The following is a 16,263-nucleotide window of genomic DNA, read 5'->3' as shown; positions in this document are numbered from 1 at the left end:
GTTCCATTTTCAGCTTATCCGCAGTTGGCATGCTTCGATATCATCTGTCAAAGCTTGCGGCGAGGCCGGGTAGCCATTATAGACGCCAAGACTTCTCCCGACGGACCGCCCGACCTCATATGGAGGAAAGCTTCATGGTCTTCTTTCCCCACCGACATCTCATCGGCATCAAGGGGCTTTCTCCAATCGATATCAACACCCTTCTCGACAAGGCCGAAGAGGCGATCGCCTTCAACCGGTCGCGCGAGAAGAAAAACGCCGTGTTGCGCGGGCTGACCCAGATCAACCTCTTCTTCGAGGCATCGACCCGGACCCAGGCCTCGTTCGAGCTGGCCGGCAAGCGGCTTGGCGCGGATGTGATGAACATGTCGGTCGGCAACTCCTCCGTCAAGAAGGGCGAAACGCTGATCGACACCGCGATGACGCTGAACGCCATGCACCCGGATGTGTTGGTGATCCGCCATTCCTCGGCGGGCGCTGCCGAACTCCTCTCCCAGAAGGTTGCCTGCTCAGTGATAAATGCCGGCGACGGCGCGCATGAACACCCGACGCAGGCGCTGCTCGATGCGCTGACGATTCGCCAGGCCAAGGGCCGGCTCGACAATATCGTGGTCGCGATCTGCGGCGATATCCTGCATTCGCGCGTCGCCCGCTCCAACATCATCCTCTTGAACACGATGGGTGCCAGGGTGCGGGTCGTCGGTCCCGCGACGCTGCTGCCCTCCGGCATACGCGATATGAGCGTCGAGGTCTGCGACACGATGGAGGAAGGGCTGAAGGACGCCGATGTGGTGATGATGCTCCGCCTCCAGCGCGAGCGCATGTCCGGCGCCTTCGTGCCCTCGGTGCGCGAATACTTCCACTTCTGGGGGCTCGACCGCGAGAAGCTGAAGGCGGCCAAGGAGGATGCCCTTGTGATGCATCCCGGGCCGATGAACCGCGGCGTCGAAATCGCCTCCGATGTCGCCGACGGGCCGCAAAGCGTGATCGAACGGCAGGTGGAAATGGGGGTCGCCGTGCGCATGGCGGTGATGGAGACGCTGATGCTTTCGGAAAACGGAGGGCCGCGCGCATGAAGCCGCTCGTTCTGCAAAACGCCCGCGTCATCGACCCCTCCCGCGACCTCGATGAAACCGGCACGATCATTGTCGAAAACGGACGCATTGTCGCCGCCGGGGCCGACGCCCAAAATCAGGGTACGCCGGACGGCGCGGAAATCGTCGACTGCAACGGTCTCGTCGCCACACCCGGCCTCGTCGATGCCCATGTCTTCGTTGGCGAGCCCGGCGCGGAGCATACCGAAACCATCCGCTCGGCAAGCCAGGCGGCGGCCGCAGGCGGCATCACCTCCTTCGTGATGATGCCGGACACGCAGCCGCCGATCGATGATATCGCGCTGCTGGAATTCGTGCTGAAGACCGCCCGCGACAATGCCGTCGTCAACGTGTACCCCGCCGCGGCCCTGACCAAGGGCCTTGCTGGCGACGAGATGACCGAGATCGGCATGCTGAAGGCCGGCGGCGCTGTCGCCTTTGCCAATGGCCGCTATTCGCTTTCCGACAACCGGGTGCTTCGGCGCGCCATGACCTATGCCCGTTCGTTTGACGCTGTGGTGGCGCTGGAGCCGCGCGACCGCTACCTCTCCGAAACCGGCGTCATGAACGAGGGGCTGTTCGCAAGCTGGCTTGGCCTTTCCGGCACGCCGCGCGAGGCCGAGGTGATCCCGCTCGAGCGTGACCTGAGGCTGGCGACCCTTACCAGGGCCCGCTACCACGCAGCCCTGATCTCGGTCCCCGAATCGGTCGAGGCCGTGGGCGTGGCGCGCGATCGGGGCGCTTTGGTTTCCAGCGGCATTTCGATCAATCATCTGACGCTCAACGAAAACGACATCGGCGAATACCGCACCTTCTTCAAGCTGTCGCCGCCGCTCCGCCAGGAAGAGGACCGGCAGAAGATGGTCGAGGCGCTGAAGGACGGGCTAATCGACATCATCGTTTCCTCGCACGATCCGCAGGACGTCGACACCAAGCGCCTGCCGTTTTCGGACGCCGAGGACGGCGCGATCGGTCTGGAGACCATGCTGGCCGCAGCCCTCCGTCTCCACCACAGCGGCGATGTGCCGCTGATGCGGCTGATCGATGCCATGTCGACCCGACCGGCGAAACTGTTCGATCTCGACGCCGGCACGCTTCGGCCCGGCGCGAAAGCGGACATCACCCTGATCGATCTCGACGAGCCCTGGGTGGTGACGCCCGACCGGCTGGTTTCGCGCTCGAAAAACACGACATTCGAAAATGCCCGCTTTTCCGGACGGGCCGTCAGGACGTATGTTGGCGGCATCGAGGTCCATCAGGCGGACTGACCCGAGGGGGACGACGTGCCGGCATTCTTTTCATTCGATCTGACCGCGACGCAGGCCGCGATTGCGCTTGCCGGCGGTTACCTATTGGGTTCGATCCCGTTCGGCTATCTGATCACGAAGGCGGCGGGCCTAGGGGATATCCGCGGCATCGGCTCCGGCAATATCGGGGCCACCAATGTGCTGCGCACCGGCAAGCGGCATCTGGCCGCCCTCACCCTGGTGCTCGATGCGCTGAAGGCGACCTTCGCGGTGATCCTGGCGACAACGCTTTACGGCAGTGATGCCGGGCTTCTGGCGGGCGCGGCCGCCTTTATCGGCCATCTGTTTCCGGTCTGGCTCGGCTTCAAGGGCGGCAAGGGGGTTGCGACCTATATCGGCGTGCTTCTCGGCGTCGCGCCGGCGGCGGTGCTGATCTTCGCCTTCGTCTGGCTGCTGATTGCCCGGCTTTCGCGCTATTCCTCGCTCTCCGCGCTGATTGCGACGCTTGCCATCCCGGTTGCCCTGTGGATAATGGGCCTACCGCAGGTTTCACTGGTGATGGCCGTTTTGACGGTGATCTCATGGTGGCGGCACAAGACCAATATCGAGCGCCTGATATCGGGCACCGAAAGCAGGATCGGAGACAAGGGGTGACAGCGAGGGGGATTTTCCGCATCGGGGCCGAACGGTCTCCATCAACGGAAATGCCCCTTTGACAAGCCGCCCCGGCATCGCCCTGTCGGAAAGCCAGCGCATCGCCTGGCTTCGCCTGATCCGCAGCGACAATGTCGGCCCCGTTACCTTTCGCGAACTCATCAATCACTATGGCAGCGCCGAGGCAGCGCTTGAGCGTTTGCCGGAGCTTGCCGTACGCGGCGGCGCGCAGAAGCGGTTTCGGGTGGCAAGCGTTGCCGAGGCCGAAGCCGAGCTGGAAACCGCCGCCCGCCACAAGGGCCGGTTCGTCGCGATCGGCGAGCCGGACTATCCGCCGGCGCTGCGCGCGATCGACGGCGCGCCGCCGCTTCTGGCGATGTCCGGCAGCGGCGATGTCGCGACCCGGCCCGCGCTGGGCATTGTCGGCGCGCGCAACGCCTCGGTCGCCGGCGCGAAATTCACCGCCATGATCGCCAGTGCGGCGGCCGGGGCCGGCTACACCGTGGTGTCTGGCCTTGCGCGCGGGATCGACGCCGCCGCCCACCGCGCGAGCCTTGCTCACGGAACGCTGGCCGCGCTTGCCGGTGGCCTCGACCGCCCCTACCCGCCCGAAAACATCGAGCTCTATCGCGCCATCTGCGAGGATGGCGGCGTCGCCATCAGCGAGATGCCCTATGGCTGGGAGCCGCGCGCCCGCGATTTTCCCCGCCGCAACCGGCTGATCGCCGGCTGCTCGCTCGCCGTCGTGGTGATCGAGGCGGCAAACCGCTCCGGCTCGCTGATTACCGCGCGGCTTGCCAATGAATGCGGCCGGCTGGTGCTGGCGGTGCCCGGTTCCCCGCTCGATCCGCGCGCGCAGGGCACCAACGGGCTGATCAAGCAGAGCGCGATGATCGTGTGCAACCCGGAGGACGTGCTGGAAGCCCTGGCGCCGCTATCCCAGATGGAACTGCCGATCCGGGGCGGGGCCGACGAGGAGGAGACGGAAGATCTGCCGCCCGCCGCCCCCGATGATGACGACCGCGCCCGCGTCGCCGAAGCGCTTGGCCCGAGCCCGTGCGAGATCGACGACCTGATACGCTTCACCGGCGTGAACCCCGCCGCCGTGCAGCTGATCCTGCTGGAGCTGGATCTCGCCGGCAGGCTTGCGCGACACCCGGGCGGGCGGGTTTCGCTGATCTGAGACAGGCCGCTTTCATGCATGATAGCGCTAACAGACCGATAGGGTCGTTGCCGGTCAAAGCCGGGTTCAACCCTTCCCGACCGACGAGGCGAGCACCTGCGTCTGCAAATCCCCGGCCTCGATATAGGCCATGTCGATCAGGTAGCAGAGCATCTCCGCACCATCCTTGTTTGAAAGCCGACGCAACTGGCCCAATATCTGCCGGATATAAATTACTTCCTCCTCGGTCAATTTTTGAGAACCTTCGCGTTCGGCTGGAAAGGACGACATACAAACACCTATTTTTCGGCTACGGATCGAATCCGAACCGCACTTTACTCATCCGCCCAAACAATACCGCCAAAGGTCAGGATTGCAATTACAATTAGTATTCTCTTTAGGTTGTATTAGCGTGTAGACATGCAAAAATAGCTTCGAGGGCTTGACCCGGCCGCCATCTCTGTCCATCTCGTGGGCGACCGGCCGGAACAGTAAATGCAGCTTGAAACAGCCCAAAAATGTCTATTCTGCTTGATCTCCCGGCGAAATTGGTAGAAGCGGAGACGACGGTTGCCATCAGGCGAACGCCTCGGTAGCGTTCTCCAACACGCGGGACGCCCCGTCATATCCGCCATCTGCCTGGATGCGCCTTACGGCCGCCAAGCCGGCGGGCACGGCCGAGCGCGCGAGCGATAATTTGCCGCGAAGATGCGGGCGTCGAACAAAGTTTCGATGCAGACCCAGGAAACGGATTACATGGACGTTGTTGTTGTAGAGTCGCCCGCAAAGGCCAAGACGATCAACAAATATCTCGGCAAGGACTACAAGGTTCTCGCCTCTTTTGGCCATGTCCGCGACCTGCCCGCCAAGGATGGATCGGTCCTGCCCGACGATGATTTCGCGATGTCGTGGAAGGTCGATACCGCATCGACCAAGCGCGTCAAGGATATCGCCGACGCTGTCAAGGATGCCGACGGCCTGATCCTCGCAACAGACCCGGACAGGGAAGGCGAAGCCATTTCCTGGCACGTTCTCGACCTCCTGAACAAGAAGAAGCTGCTGAAGGACAAGCCCGTCAAGCGCGTCGTCTTCAACGCCATCACCAAGAAGGCCGTGCTCGACGCAATGGCCCACCCGCGCGATATCGACGAAGCGCTGGTGAACGCCTATCTCGCCCGGCGCGCGCTCGATTATCTGGTCGGCTTCAACCTGTCGCCGGTTCTCTGGCGCAAGCTCCCGGGCGCACGGTCTGCCGGCCGCGTGCAATCCGTGGCGCTGCGGCTCGTCTGCGACCGTGAGAACGAGATCGAACGTTTCGTTCCCGAAGAATACTGGAACATCGTCGCCGACCTGAAGACCGTGCGCGGCGATGCCTTCGAGGCCCGGCTGGTGCAGGCCGACGGCAAGCGCGTCCAGAAGAATTCGGTGAAGAACCAGGAGCAGGCCTTCCGCATCCGCGACCTGCTCGAGGGTGCGACCTATTCGGTGGCGAGCGTCGAGGCAAAGCCCGTCCGCCGTAACCCCGGCCCGCCCTTCACAACCTCCACCCTGCAGCAGGCCGCCTCGTCCCGCCTCGGCTTTTCCGCCTCGCGCACCATGCAGGTGGCGCAGCGGCTTTACGAAGGCATCGCGGTCGGCGGCGAGACGGCGGGTCTCATCACCTATATGCGTACCGACGGCGTCTCCATGGCCCCGGAAGCCGTGACGGCGGCGCGCGATGCGATCGGCGACCAGTTCGGCGCCCGCTATTTGCCGGAAAGCGCACGGCATTATTCGGTCAAGGCGAAGAATGCGCAGGAGGCCCATGAGGCGATCCGGCCCACCGACTTCACCCGCACGCCGCAATCGGTGAAAAAATACCTCGATTCCGACCAGTTCCGGCTCTACGACCTGATCTGGAAGCGCGGGATCGCGAGCCAGATGGCATCGGCCGAAATGGAACGCACCACCGCCGAGATTACCGCCGCCAAGGGCGGCGAGAGCGCGGGCTTGCGCGCCGTCGGCACCGTCGTGAAATTCGACGGCTTCCTGGCCGCCTATGCCGACAATCGCGAGGAAAAGACGCCGTCCGACGAGGATGAGGACGACGGCCGTCTGCCCGAGATCAATCAGGGCGAAAACGTCGACAAGGACAAGATCCGCGCCACCCAGCATTTCACCGAACCGCCGCCGCGCTATTCGGAAGCCTCGCTGATCAAGAAGCTGGAAGAGCTCGGCATCGGCCGCCCTTCGACCTATGCCTCGACGCTGGCCACCCTGCGCGACCGCGAATATGTCACGATCGAGGGCCGCAAGCTGACGCCCGAGCCCAAGGGCCGGCTGGTGACGGCTTTCCTCGAAAACTTTTTCAACCGCTATGTCGAATATGATTTCACGGCCGAGCTTGAGGAAAAGCTCGACAAGATTTCCGACGGCTCGCTCGAATGGAAGCAGGTGCTGCGCGATTTCTGGAAGGATTTCTATGCCCAGGTCGAAGGCACCAAGGAACTGCGCGTCACCAATGTGCTCGATGCGCTGAACGAGGCGCTCGCCCCGCTGGTCTTCCCCAAGCGCGAGGATGGCGGCGATCCGCGCCAGTGCCAGGCCTGCGGCACCGGCAAGCTTTCGCTGAAGCTCGGCAAATATGGCGCATTCGTCGGCTGCTCGAATTATCCGGAGTGCAACTTCACCCGCCAGCTTTCCGGCGATGCCGAGGCCGCCAATGGCGGTATCAATCCGAACGAGCCCAACGAGCTCGGTGCCGATCCGGAAACGGGTGAGATCGTCACCCTGCGCTCCGGCCGGTTCGGCCCCTATGTCCAGCGCGGCGATGGCAAGGAGGCAAAGCGCTCCTCGCTGCCCAAGGGCTGGAAGCCGGAGGATATCGACCTGGAAAAGGCGCTCCGGCTGCTTGCGCTGCCGCGCGATGTCGGACCGCATCCCGAAGACGGCAAGATGATCACCGCCGGGCTTGGCCGTTACGGACCTTTCGTGCTGCATGACGGCACCTATGCCAATCTCGAAAGCATCGACGAGGTGTTCGAGGTCGGCGTCAACCGCGCCGTTTCGGCAATTGCCGACAAGCGCGCCAATGGCGGACGCAGGCGTTCGGCCCCGGCGGCGCTGAAATCGCTGGGCGACCATCCCGATGGCGGCGAAGTCACCGTCAATGACGGGCGCTACGGGCCTTATGTCAAATGGGGCAAGATCAACGCGACCATCCCCAAGGGCAAGGACCCACAAGCGATCACCATGGAAGAGGCGATCCCGCTTCTGGCAGCGCGCGCGGAAAAAGCAGGTATAAAGAAGCCCGCCAAGAAGACCGCGGCGAAAAAGACGACCGCGAAATCCAAGACGGCGACAAAGAAAACGGCCAGTTCGAAGAAGAAGACGGCCGAGGCTGAAAAGAGCGACAGTTGAGCGCAAAACCAACCGCCTCCCGGTCCCGCAAGCCGGATGAAATCATTCACGGCGAAGTCCCGCCACGCGATGTTCTGTTGAAGTTCATCGCCGACAACCCCGACCGCGCCTCCAAGCGCGAGATCGCCAAGGCGTTCGGGATCAAGGGCGATGACCGCGTCGTGCTGAAGGCGATGCTGCGCGAGCTTGAGGACGAGGGCCTCCTGCAGAAGAAGCGCAAGAGCCTGATGCGGCCGGGCGCCCTACCGCCCGTCACCGTGCTCGACATCACCACCCGCGACAAGGACGGCGAGCTGATCGGCCGTCCGGCCGAATGGCCGGTCGAGGAAGGCGCTGCCCCCGCCGTGCTGATCCGCCAGCAGGGCGGCGGCAAGAACGGCAAGCGCAAGCCGGCCTCCGCCGGCATCGGCGACCGTGTGCTCGCCAAGATCTTCCCGTCGAAATCCGAAACCGGCCCGGCCTATACGGCCCGTGTCATCAAGGTCATCGACAAGCGCCGCACCGCCGCTCTGGGCGTGGTCCGCATGCTCGATGACGGCTCGGCGCGGCTGATGCCGATCGACCGGCGCGACGACGAAGTCGAGATTGCCGACCTTGCCGGCGCGAAGGATGGCGATCTCGTGGAAGTCGATGTCCAGCGCTCCGGCCGTTTTGGTCTTGCGCGCGGTTCCGTGCTATCCGTGGTCGGTTCGCTCGCCTCGGAAAAGGCGGTGTCGATGATCGCGATCCATGCCCATGGCATCCCGCACATCTTCCCGAAAGAGGTGCTCGACGCGGCCGATGCGGCGAAGCCCACCACCATGTCGCATCGCGAGGACTGGCGCGATGTGCCGCTTGTCACCATCGACCCGGCCGACGCCAAGGATCATGATGACGCCGTCTATGCCGAGCCCGACACACGGCCGGAAAACGAGGGCGGCGTGATCGTCACCGTCGCGATTGCCGATGTCTCATACTACGTCCGCCCGAAATCCGCGCTCGACCGCGAGGCGCTGAAGCGCGGCAACTCGGTCTATTTCCCGGATCGCGTCGTGCCGATGCTGCCCGAGCGGATATCCAACGATCTCTGCTCGCTGCGAGAGGGCGAGGACCGACCGGCGCTTGCCGTCAGGATGGTGTTTTCCAAGGAAGGCCGGAAGGCTTCCCACACCTTCCACCGCATCATGATGAAGAGTGCGGCCAAACTCTCCTACCAGCAGGCTCAGGCCGCGATCGACGGCACCACCGACGACAAGACCGGCCCGCTTCTGGAACCCGTGCTGAAGCCGCTCTGGGCCGCCTACAAGACCATGACGATCGGCCGCGACCGCCGCCAGCCGCTGGAGCTCGACATGCCGGAACGCCGCATTCTGCTGAAGGATGACGGCACGGTCGACAGGGTCGTGGTGCCGCCCCGCCTCGATGCGCACAAGCTGATCGAGGAGATGATGATCCAGGCGAATGTCGCCGCCGCCGAGACGCTGGAGCAGAAGCGCCAGGCGCTGATCTACCGCACCCATGACGCGCCCTCGCTCGCCAAGCAGGAGACGCTGCGCGAATTTCTGGCGACGCTTTCCATTCCGCTGGCCAAGGGCGGCAATCTGCGCGCCAATTCGTTCAACGGCATCCTGTCGAAGGCCGAGGACAGCCCGCACAAGGACATCGTCAACCAGATGGTGTTGCGCTCGCAGAGCCAGGCGGTCTACTCGCCGGAAAACATCGGTCATTTCGGCCTGAACCTGATGAAATACGCCCATTTCACCTCGCCGATCCGCCGTTATGCCGACCTGATCGTCCATCGCGCGCTGGTCGCCTCGCTGCATCTCGGCGAAGGCGGGTTGACGGCCGAGGAAGAGGCCCAGCTCGACGATATCGCCGCCGAGATCTCGACGTTCGAGCGCCGCGCCATGGCCGCCGAACGCGAGACCGTCGACCGGCTGATCGCCCATCACCTGGCGGGCCGCATTGGCGAGAGCTTCGATGGCCGCGTGGCCGGCGTCACCCGTTCCGGCCTGTTCATCGCGCTGCCAGACTATGGTGCCGACGGCTTCATCCCGGTCTCCACGCTTGGCAGCGACTATTTCGTCCATGACGAGGTGCGCCAGGCGCTGGTCGGCGAAAAGTCCGGACTCGGCTACCAGCTCGGCGACGATGTCGAGGTCCAGCTCGTCGAGGCAATCCCGCTTGCCGGCGCGCTGCGTTTCGACATGCTGAGCGCAGGCAAGAAACTGCCGGCTGCGACCCGCTCCTTCCACAAGTCCAAGCGCGGTCGTCCGATGCGCGGCGGCAGACCGCGCGGACGGCGATAGAACCGGCACGACGCTTGCCTTTTGCAACCGTGTCGGATATAGGCACTGCGTTCGCGCAGACACCCTTGGAGGCAGCGCGAATGAGGGCCGGCAACGGCGCTCCGCTTTGCGGCTTTCAGATATCGCCGCAAAACGCTCCGCACACAACCGAAAGGAATTGCTATGAGCCGCACCACTTCTGTGCTCACAGCCGAAGCGCGCGAACGGGTTGGTAAGGGGTCCGCCCGCGAACTGCGTCGCAATGGCATGGTCCCCGCCGTGATCTACGGCGACAAACAGCCCCCGGTTTCCATCTCGATCTCGCGCAACGAGATCACGAAGCTCATCTTCGGCGGTGGTTTCATGACGACCACGTTCAACGTCGAAGTCGGCAAGGACAAGTACATGGTCCTGCCGAAGGACTATCAGCTCGATCCCGTCCGCGATTTCGTCATGCATGTCGATTTCCTGCGCATTTCGGAAAAGAGCATCGTGACCGTCGCCGTTCCGGTTCACTTCATCAACGATGAAACCTGCCCCGGCATCAAGAAGGGCGGCGTTCTCAATATCGTCCGTCACGAAGTCGAGTTCCACTGCCCGGCAAACGCGATCCCCGACAGCATCACGGTCGATCTCGGTTCGGCCCAGCTCGGCGACAGCATCCACATTTCGTCGGTCGACCTGCCGAAGAACGTGACGCCGGTCATCACCGATCGCGACTTCACGATTGCCACGATTGCAGCGCCCGCTGGCCTCAAGTCCGACGAAGAAGAAGATACGGTCGAGGCGGATGAAGTCGAAGCGACCGCCCAGTCCGACGACGATAATTCCGACGAGAATTGATCCCGTCAAAGACAGGCAGACAGGGACCGCGGGCGCAAGCTCGCGGTCTTTTATTGTAAGCGCTGACTAAAATACGCTTGCCAATCATCTTGCCGAAGCGTTTAATATCAGGGTTTTAAGTCTGTCGACTGCGCCTTGTTCCCGCCGGGAAAACGCGTTCGAGGCCTTTGGATATCGGCACATTTCCCCCTTGGGATCAGCAATCAATGCGTCAGGCAGGAGCGCGCTCGGTGTTACGCCGTCAGTTGAGCAGAACGAACGTGATAGCGCTTTCATGCGGGATAGCGCTTGCCTCCACGATGATGTTGACCGCGCTTCTCGGGCTTTGGGTCGCGGAGAAGCGGCGGGTTGAGGCCAGGGATTACATTGCAGACCTGGCAAACTCCGTAGCGCCGGCGATCAACGCCGCCGACAGCCGCTCCATTGGCGAGATCGCCACCGCGCTGGTGAATACATCCGTCATCAGAAAGCTGGAAATCACCAGCCGGACCGGCCTGCTTGAACTGATCGTCAGAGATGAAAACCTGACGCGGCGTCAGGAGCGGAGCCTGCTCGCCTACGCCCAGCCGGTCGACCTGACGCGCCAGGCGGGCGGGGCGGGACAACTGGCTTTCTATTTTGCCGACCCCACATTCTGGAGCACCTGGATCCTGCGCGGCATCTGCCTGTTCGCGGCGGTGGCGCTGGCCCTGCTGGTCTGGCGGGCGCCGCCGGCCCTGGCGGACAGCGCCTTCAAACGCGAATTGCTCGAAGACCGCATACGGCGGCGACGGCGGCGGGCGAAGCTGAACAGGTTCTCGCGCAGTTTCGCCTTGTCGGAACAGAAGTCGCTGCCGGCTACCGCCGCTTTCGGCGAGTTGTTCGAAAGCGACAGCGAGATGGTCGTTCTGATTTCGGTCACCGGTCAGATCGTAGACGCCAGCCATGGCTGGCTGACAGCGGGCGGATACCGCCGCGAGAAGGTCGTGAACGTCCACATGACCGAGTTCATCGCTGATCCCGACCGCCGCATGATCGCCGACCGGCTGGAGCGGATGCGATCTTCGGGACTGTCGCAGGCGGGCACGCTGAAATATCTGCGCGCCGATGGCAGCAGCATCGATATCTGGTTTTCCGCCGTTCCCGTCTCCACGCCCGATGGCGATAACTTCATACTCGCCGTCATCCGGGAGCTTCCCGAGATATCGGGCAGCGCGGAAGCGCACGCGCCGCTTCTCACCGATCCCCTGACCGGGCTCTTGAACAGGATGGGGTTCGAGCGGGCTCTGGATCGCCTTCTGGCAAACCCTGACCGAAACGTGATCTGTGTTCTTGTCGATTTCGACCGCTTCAAGACCATTGTCGACCACCACGGCTTCCGCACCGGAGAAGAGGTCTTGCGCGGTTTTATCAAGCGGCTGACCCCGGCGCTGGATGAAATGACCGCCGCCGCGCGCCTTGGGGGCGATGAGTTCGCTTTCGTGCTCGCCGGTCCCGATGCGAAGGCGCGGGCCGAGGCGCTCGCCAGCGCCATCCAGGATGCAATCTATCTGCCCTTCATCGTGAAGACGGCTTCGATCACGACCAATGTCAGCATCGGCATTGCCTGCGCGCCGGACCACGCCACCGATGGCACGGATCTGCTGCGGCTTGCCACGATCGCGGTCTCGGTTCAGAAAAATGCCGGCCGCCATGGAACGCTGTGGTTCGAGCCGGAGATGTTCGCCAACACCAGAAGGCGCGCGGAAACCGAGGCGCATCTGCAAAGGGGCATCGAGGAGAACCTGTTCGAGCCGCACTTCCAGCCCATCGTCAGCTTCGCCGGTGGGGCGACGATCGGTTTCGAGGCGCTGATCAGGATCAACCACCCCGAAAAAGGCGTGATCATGCCCGGCGAATTCATCGCGATCGCCGAGGAAACGGAGCAGATCGTTCCGGCCGGACGCCAGTTCTTTGCAAAAACGCTTGCGGGTTTCCGGCAGATCGGCAGAGAGTTGCGCAATGACGCGCTTTACCTCGCCGTCAACCTGTCGCCGGTGCAACTCACCCCCGACATGATCGATTTCATGGCCGACAAACTCGACGCCTTCGGCATCGATCCGGCGCGTTTGACGGTCGAGATCACCGAGGCGGTGTTTCTGGAAGACAGCGAACGGATCCGCGCGAGCCTGCAGAAGCTGCGCCTGATGGGCTGTCGGTTGGCGCTTGACGATTTCGGCACCGGCTATTCGTCGCTCTCCTATCTCTCGCGCCTGCAGGTGGACGTGATCAAGATCGACCAGTCGTTTACCCGAAACCTCACCGATCCCGACACCGCGGTGGCCAACCGATCCCGCCGCCTGATCGAGGGGATCGCCGCCATCTCGCTCAATATGGGTTGCCAGATGGTGGCCGAAGGCGTCGAGAACGCGGAACAGGCGCGGCAGGTTCACGCCATCGGCGCCCAGTATGGCCAGGGATACCTCTATTCCCGGCCGCTCTCGCTTTCCGATACCATCGCCCGGCTTTCCGACGGTTGACACCGGCCACGAAAACCGGTTGTTGAGAACCGGTTTTCACGACAGGACAGTTCCATGCTTATCATCGCGGGCCTCGGCAATCCGGGCGGCCAATATGAAGGCAATCGCCACAATATCGGCTTCATGGCCGCCGACGCGATCGCGGAAAAGAACGGCTTCTCGCCATGGTCGAAGAAATTCAAGGGGCTGATCGCCGAGGGCAGCCTTGCCGGCGAGAAGGTGCTGATCATCAAGCCCCAGACCTTCATGAACCTCTCCGGCGAAAGCGTGGGCGAGGCCATGCGCTTCTACAAACTGACGCCGGCCGATCTGATCGTGATCTATGACGAGCTGGATCTGATGCCGGGCAAGGCCCGGATCAAGACCGGCGGCGGCTCCGGCGGCCATAACGGCATCAAGTCGATCGACGCGCATTGCGGCAATGACTACCGCCGTCTGCGGCTTGGCATTGGCCACCCCGGCAGCAAGGAGCGCGTCCACGGCCATGTGCTGGGCGATTTCGCCAAGGCGGATTCCGAATGGCTGGAACCGCTGCTTTCAGCACTCGCCGACAATGCCGACCTTCTGGTGCGCGGCGAGGATTCAACGCTGATGAACAAGCTCGCCCTTTCGGGGAGTGCTGCGCCCGCAAAGCCGGAACCGAAGGCCGCGCCAGCCCGCAAGGGCCAGTCCCACATCCACAAGGCCCGCCAGCGCGGCCAGCAGACCGTGCCCGAACGCGGCCCGATGGCCGATATGCTGAAAAAAATGTTCGGCCCGAAGAAGGACTGAACCGCCCTACTCCTCCGGCTCCGTTTTGAACATCAGCGGAAAGCCGATCTCCTTGGCCAGATCGATCGCCTCCTTCGCCTTGGTCTCGGCGATGTCGCGGGTGTAGACGGCGACGACGCAACTGCCCTTCTGGTGGGCGGTGATCATGACCTTGTAGCCCTGATCCTCGCTCATGCGGAACACCGCCTTCAGCACCACCAGCACGAATTCGCGCGGCGTGTAGTCGTCATTGACGAGAATGACCTTGTAGAGCCGCGGTTTTTCAACCTTCGGGACGGTTTTGGTCTTGCGTTTGGTATCGGCGCCCGTATCGCTCACGCGCTTGCTCTCTGATTTCGTGTCTGATGAGGATTGTGTGTCGGCGCCAGCCAGTCATTACGGCGCCCGACGATGTGCCCATTTTGCGCTTTCAGCGGCATTTTCGCAAGGGCCGGGGCGAGAAAAGCCCGGTTTCGTCGATCGAGCCTTGACCTTGGCTGCCTAGATCGCCCATAGCCACAGGCCAGAAGCGAATTCACGAAACAGGATATTTCCATGGGTTTCAAATGCGGAATTGTCGGCCTGCCCAATGTCGGCAAATCGACCCTTTTCAACGCGCTGACGAAGACCGCCGCGGCGCAGGCCGCCAATTATCCGTTCTGCACGATCGAGCCCAATACCGGCGAAGTCGCCGTCCCCGATGAGCGCATGGCGGCGCTGGCGAAGATCGCCGGCTCGAAGGAAATCATCCCGACCCGCATCTCTTTCGTCGACATCGCCGGCCTCGTGCGCGGCGCCTCCAAGGGCGAAGGCCTCGGCAACCAGTTCCTCGCCAATATCCGCGAGGTCGACGCCGTGGTCCACGTGCTGCGCTGCTTCGAGGATGACGACATCACCCATGTCGAAGGCAGGATCAACCCGGTCGCCGATGCCGAGACCATCGAGACCGAACTGATGCTCGCCGACCTCGAAAGCCTCGAACGGCGCGCCGATCAGACCCGCAAGCGCGCCACCGGCAAGGACAAGGAGGCGCTGGCCGTGCTTCCGGTGATGGAGGCCTCGCTGAAGCTTTTGCAGGACGGCAAGCCGGTGCGCGGGCTGAATGCGACCCTCGATCCGGAAGAGCTGAAGATCCTGAAAGCGCTTAACCTCTTGACCTCCAAGCCCGTGCTCTACGTCTGCAATGTCGCAGAAGGCGATGCCGCGAACGGCAATGAGCACACCAAGGCCGTTGCCGAAATGGCTGCCGGCCAGGCTGCGGAAACCGTGATCATCTCGGCGGCGATCGAGGCCGAGGTGGCCCAGCTCGATGCGGAGGAAGCCGAAATGTTCCTCTCGGAAATGGGCCTCGAGGAACCCGGCCTCGACCGGCTGATCCGCGCCGGCTACAAGCTGCTCGACCTGATCACCTATTTTACCGTCGGCCCCAAGGAAACCCGCGCCTGGACCATCCGCCGCGGCACCAAGGCGCCTGCGGCGGCCGGCGTGATCCACACCGATTTCGAACGCGGCTTCATCCGCGCCCACACCATCGCCTATGACGACTACATCGCCTTCAACGGCGAAACCGGCGCCAAGGAAGCGGGCAAGGCGCGCGATGAAGGCAGGGAATATGTCGTCCAGGATGGCGACGTGATCCACTTTCGGTTCAATACGTAAAGCGCCAACAGGCCTCGCAGGCCCGCTTGAAGTCACCCCTCCCCTGCGCCACATTGCTGTCATCCAGTGAGCATCCGGGGACAGGCATGAGCGTTTATGATTTTACCGCCAAGAGCATTACCGGCGAGGACGTGAGCCTCGCCGATTTCAGGGGCCATGTGCTGCTGATCGTCAACACCGCCAGCAAATGCGGTTTCACGCCCCAATACGAGGGGCTGGAGATGTTGCACAGGAAATACCGGGAGCAGGCCTTCGCCGTGCTCGGTTTTCCGTGCAACCAGTTCGGCGGGCAGGAGCCGGGCGCGGAAGATGAGATCGCCGAATTCTGCAAGACCCGGTTCGACATCGACTTCCCGATGTTCGCCAAGGTCGATGTCAACGGCGACGATGCCCATCCGCTGTTCAAATATCTGAAGAAGGAGCGGCCGGGCCTCCTCGGCTCCGGCATTATCAAATGGAATTTCACCAAATTCCTGATCGGCCGCGATGGCGAGCCGATCAAGCGCTATGCCCCGACCGAAAAGCCTGAGGACCTCCAGGACGATATCAACGACGCGCTGGCGAAGGCGGGCTGAGCACTCTAATGGCCGACCGATCGCCTTCCATCGACGTCATCCTCGGGCTTGACCCGAGGATCTAGAGCATCAGGCGTGATGAATGAATCGTATGGGATTCCGTTTTGGTGCGATT

13 protein-coding genes are annotated in these 16,263 nt (G+C 63.0%); 11 read left to right on the top strand and 2 right to left on the bottom strand.

Annotated elements, in window-relative coordinates:
- The first annotated feature begins 134 nt into the window (after positions 1-134).
- The 4 genes from V6767_RS21415 to dprA are packed head-to-tail and all read left to right on the top strand — an operon-like array spanning position 135 to position 4,178.
- Positions 135-1,076, top strand: a complete 942-nt coding sequence (locus tag V6767_RS21415; protein ID WP_448475302.1) for an aspartate carbamoyltransferase catalytic subunit — start codon at positions 135-137, stop codon at positions 1,074-1,076.
- On the top strand, positions 1,073-2,362 hold the full coding sequence (locus V6767_RS21410) for a dihydroorotase (RefSeq protein ID WP_448475301.1): 1,290 nt from the start codon (positions 1,073-1,075) through the stop codon (positions 2,360-2,362). The genes V6767_RS21415 and V6767_RS21410 overlap by 4 nt, the downstream gene beginning before the upstream one ends.
- Before the next feature lie 15 nt (positions 2,363-2,377).
- Positions 2,378-2,995, top strand: coding sequence for a glycerol-3-phosphate 1-O-acyltransferase PlsY (gene plsY, locus V6767_RS21405; protein ID WP_230722662.1), 618 nt, complete (start codon positions 2,378-2,380; stop codon positions 2,993-2,995).
- Positions 2,996-3,053: 58 nt separating this feature from the next.
- On the top strand, positions 3,054-4,178 hold the full coding sequence (gene dprA, locus V6767_RS21400; protein ID WP_448475300.1) for a DNA-processing protein DprA: 1,125 nt from the start codon (positions 3,054-3,056) through the stop codon (positions 4,176-4,178).
- A gap of 66 nt (positions 4,179-4,244) precedes the next feature.
- Here the strand turns inward: dprA and V6767_RS21395 are convergent, their stop codons facing one another.
- Entirely contained in the window at positions 4,245-4,409 is a 165-nt protein-coding gene (locus V6767_RS21395; RefSeq protein WP_448475299.1) for a hypothetical protein, read from the bottom strand.
- 504 nt (positions 4,410-4,913) lie between these two features.
- On the opposite strand from V6767_RS21395, the gene topA reads away from it, so the two are divergent.
- From topA to pth, 5 genes are all read left to right on the top strand, one after another.
- Entirely contained in the window at positions 4,914-7,556 is a 2,643-nt protein-coding gene (topA, locus tag V6767_RS21390) for a type I DNA topoisomerase (protein WP_448475298.1), read from the top strand.
- A complete protein-coding gene (gene rnr / locus V6767_RS21385; protein ID WP_448475297.1) occupies positions 7,553-9,844 on the top strand; it encodes a ribonuclease R in 2,292 nt (763 codons plus the stop codon). The genes topA and rnr overlap by 4 nt, the downstream gene beginning before the upstream one ends.
- A 162-nt stretch (positions 9,845-10,006) precedes the next feature.
- Complete coding sequence (locus V6767_RS21380; protein WP_448475296.1) at positions 10,007-10,666, top strand: 50S ribosomal protein L25/general stress protein Ctc; 660 nt, start codon at positions 10,007-10,009, stop codon at positions 10,664-10,666.
- Between the two features lie 260 nt (positions 10,667-10,926).
- A complete protein-coding gene (locus tag V6767_RS21375; protein ID WP_448475295.1) occupies positions 10,927-13,164 on the top strand; it encodes a putative bifunctional diguanylate cyclase/phosphodiesterase in 2,238 nt (745 codons plus the stop codon).
- Between the two features lie 54 nt (positions 13,165-13,218).
- Positions 13,219-13,935 (top strand): aminoacyl-tRNA hydrolase, encoded by a 717-nt coding sequence (gene pth, locus V6767_RS21370; RefSeq protein ID WP_448475294.1) that lies wholly within the window; start codon positions 13,219-13,221, stop codon positions 13,933-13,935.
- A 6-nt stretch (positions 13,936-13,941) separates the two neighbouring features.
- On the opposite strand, the gene clpS is transcribed toward pth, so the two are convergent.
- Complete coding sequence (clpS, locus tag V6767_RS21365; protein ID WP_448427338.1) at positions 13,942-14,253, bottom strand: ATP-dependent Clp protease adapter ClpS; 312 nt, start codon at positions 14,251-14,253, stop codon at positions 13,942-13,944.
- Positions 14,254-14,469: 216 nt separating this feature from the next.
- Between clpS and ychF the strand changes: the two genes are divergently transcribed.
- A complete protein-coding gene (gene ychF / locus V6767_RS21360; RefSeq protein WP_448475293.1) occupies positions 14,470-15,573 on the top strand; it encodes a redox-regulated ATPase YchF in 1,104 nt (367 codons plus the stop codon).
- A gap of 86 nt (positions 15,574-15,659) precedes the next feature.
- Positions 15,660-16,148 carry a glutathione peroxidase gene (locus V6767_RS21355; protein WP_448475292.1) on the top strand — a complete coding sequence of 163 codons (489 nt, stop codon included), beginning with the start codon at positions 15,660-15,662 and terminating at the stop codon, positions 16,146-16,148.
- Positions 16,149-16,263 lie beyond the last annotated feature (115 nt).

The sequence above is a fragment of the Martelella sp. FLE1502 genome (assembly GCF_053484255.1).
The sequence above is the reverse complement of the archived record's forward strand: the minus strand, read 5'-3'. Positions and strand labels throughout refer to the sequence as shown.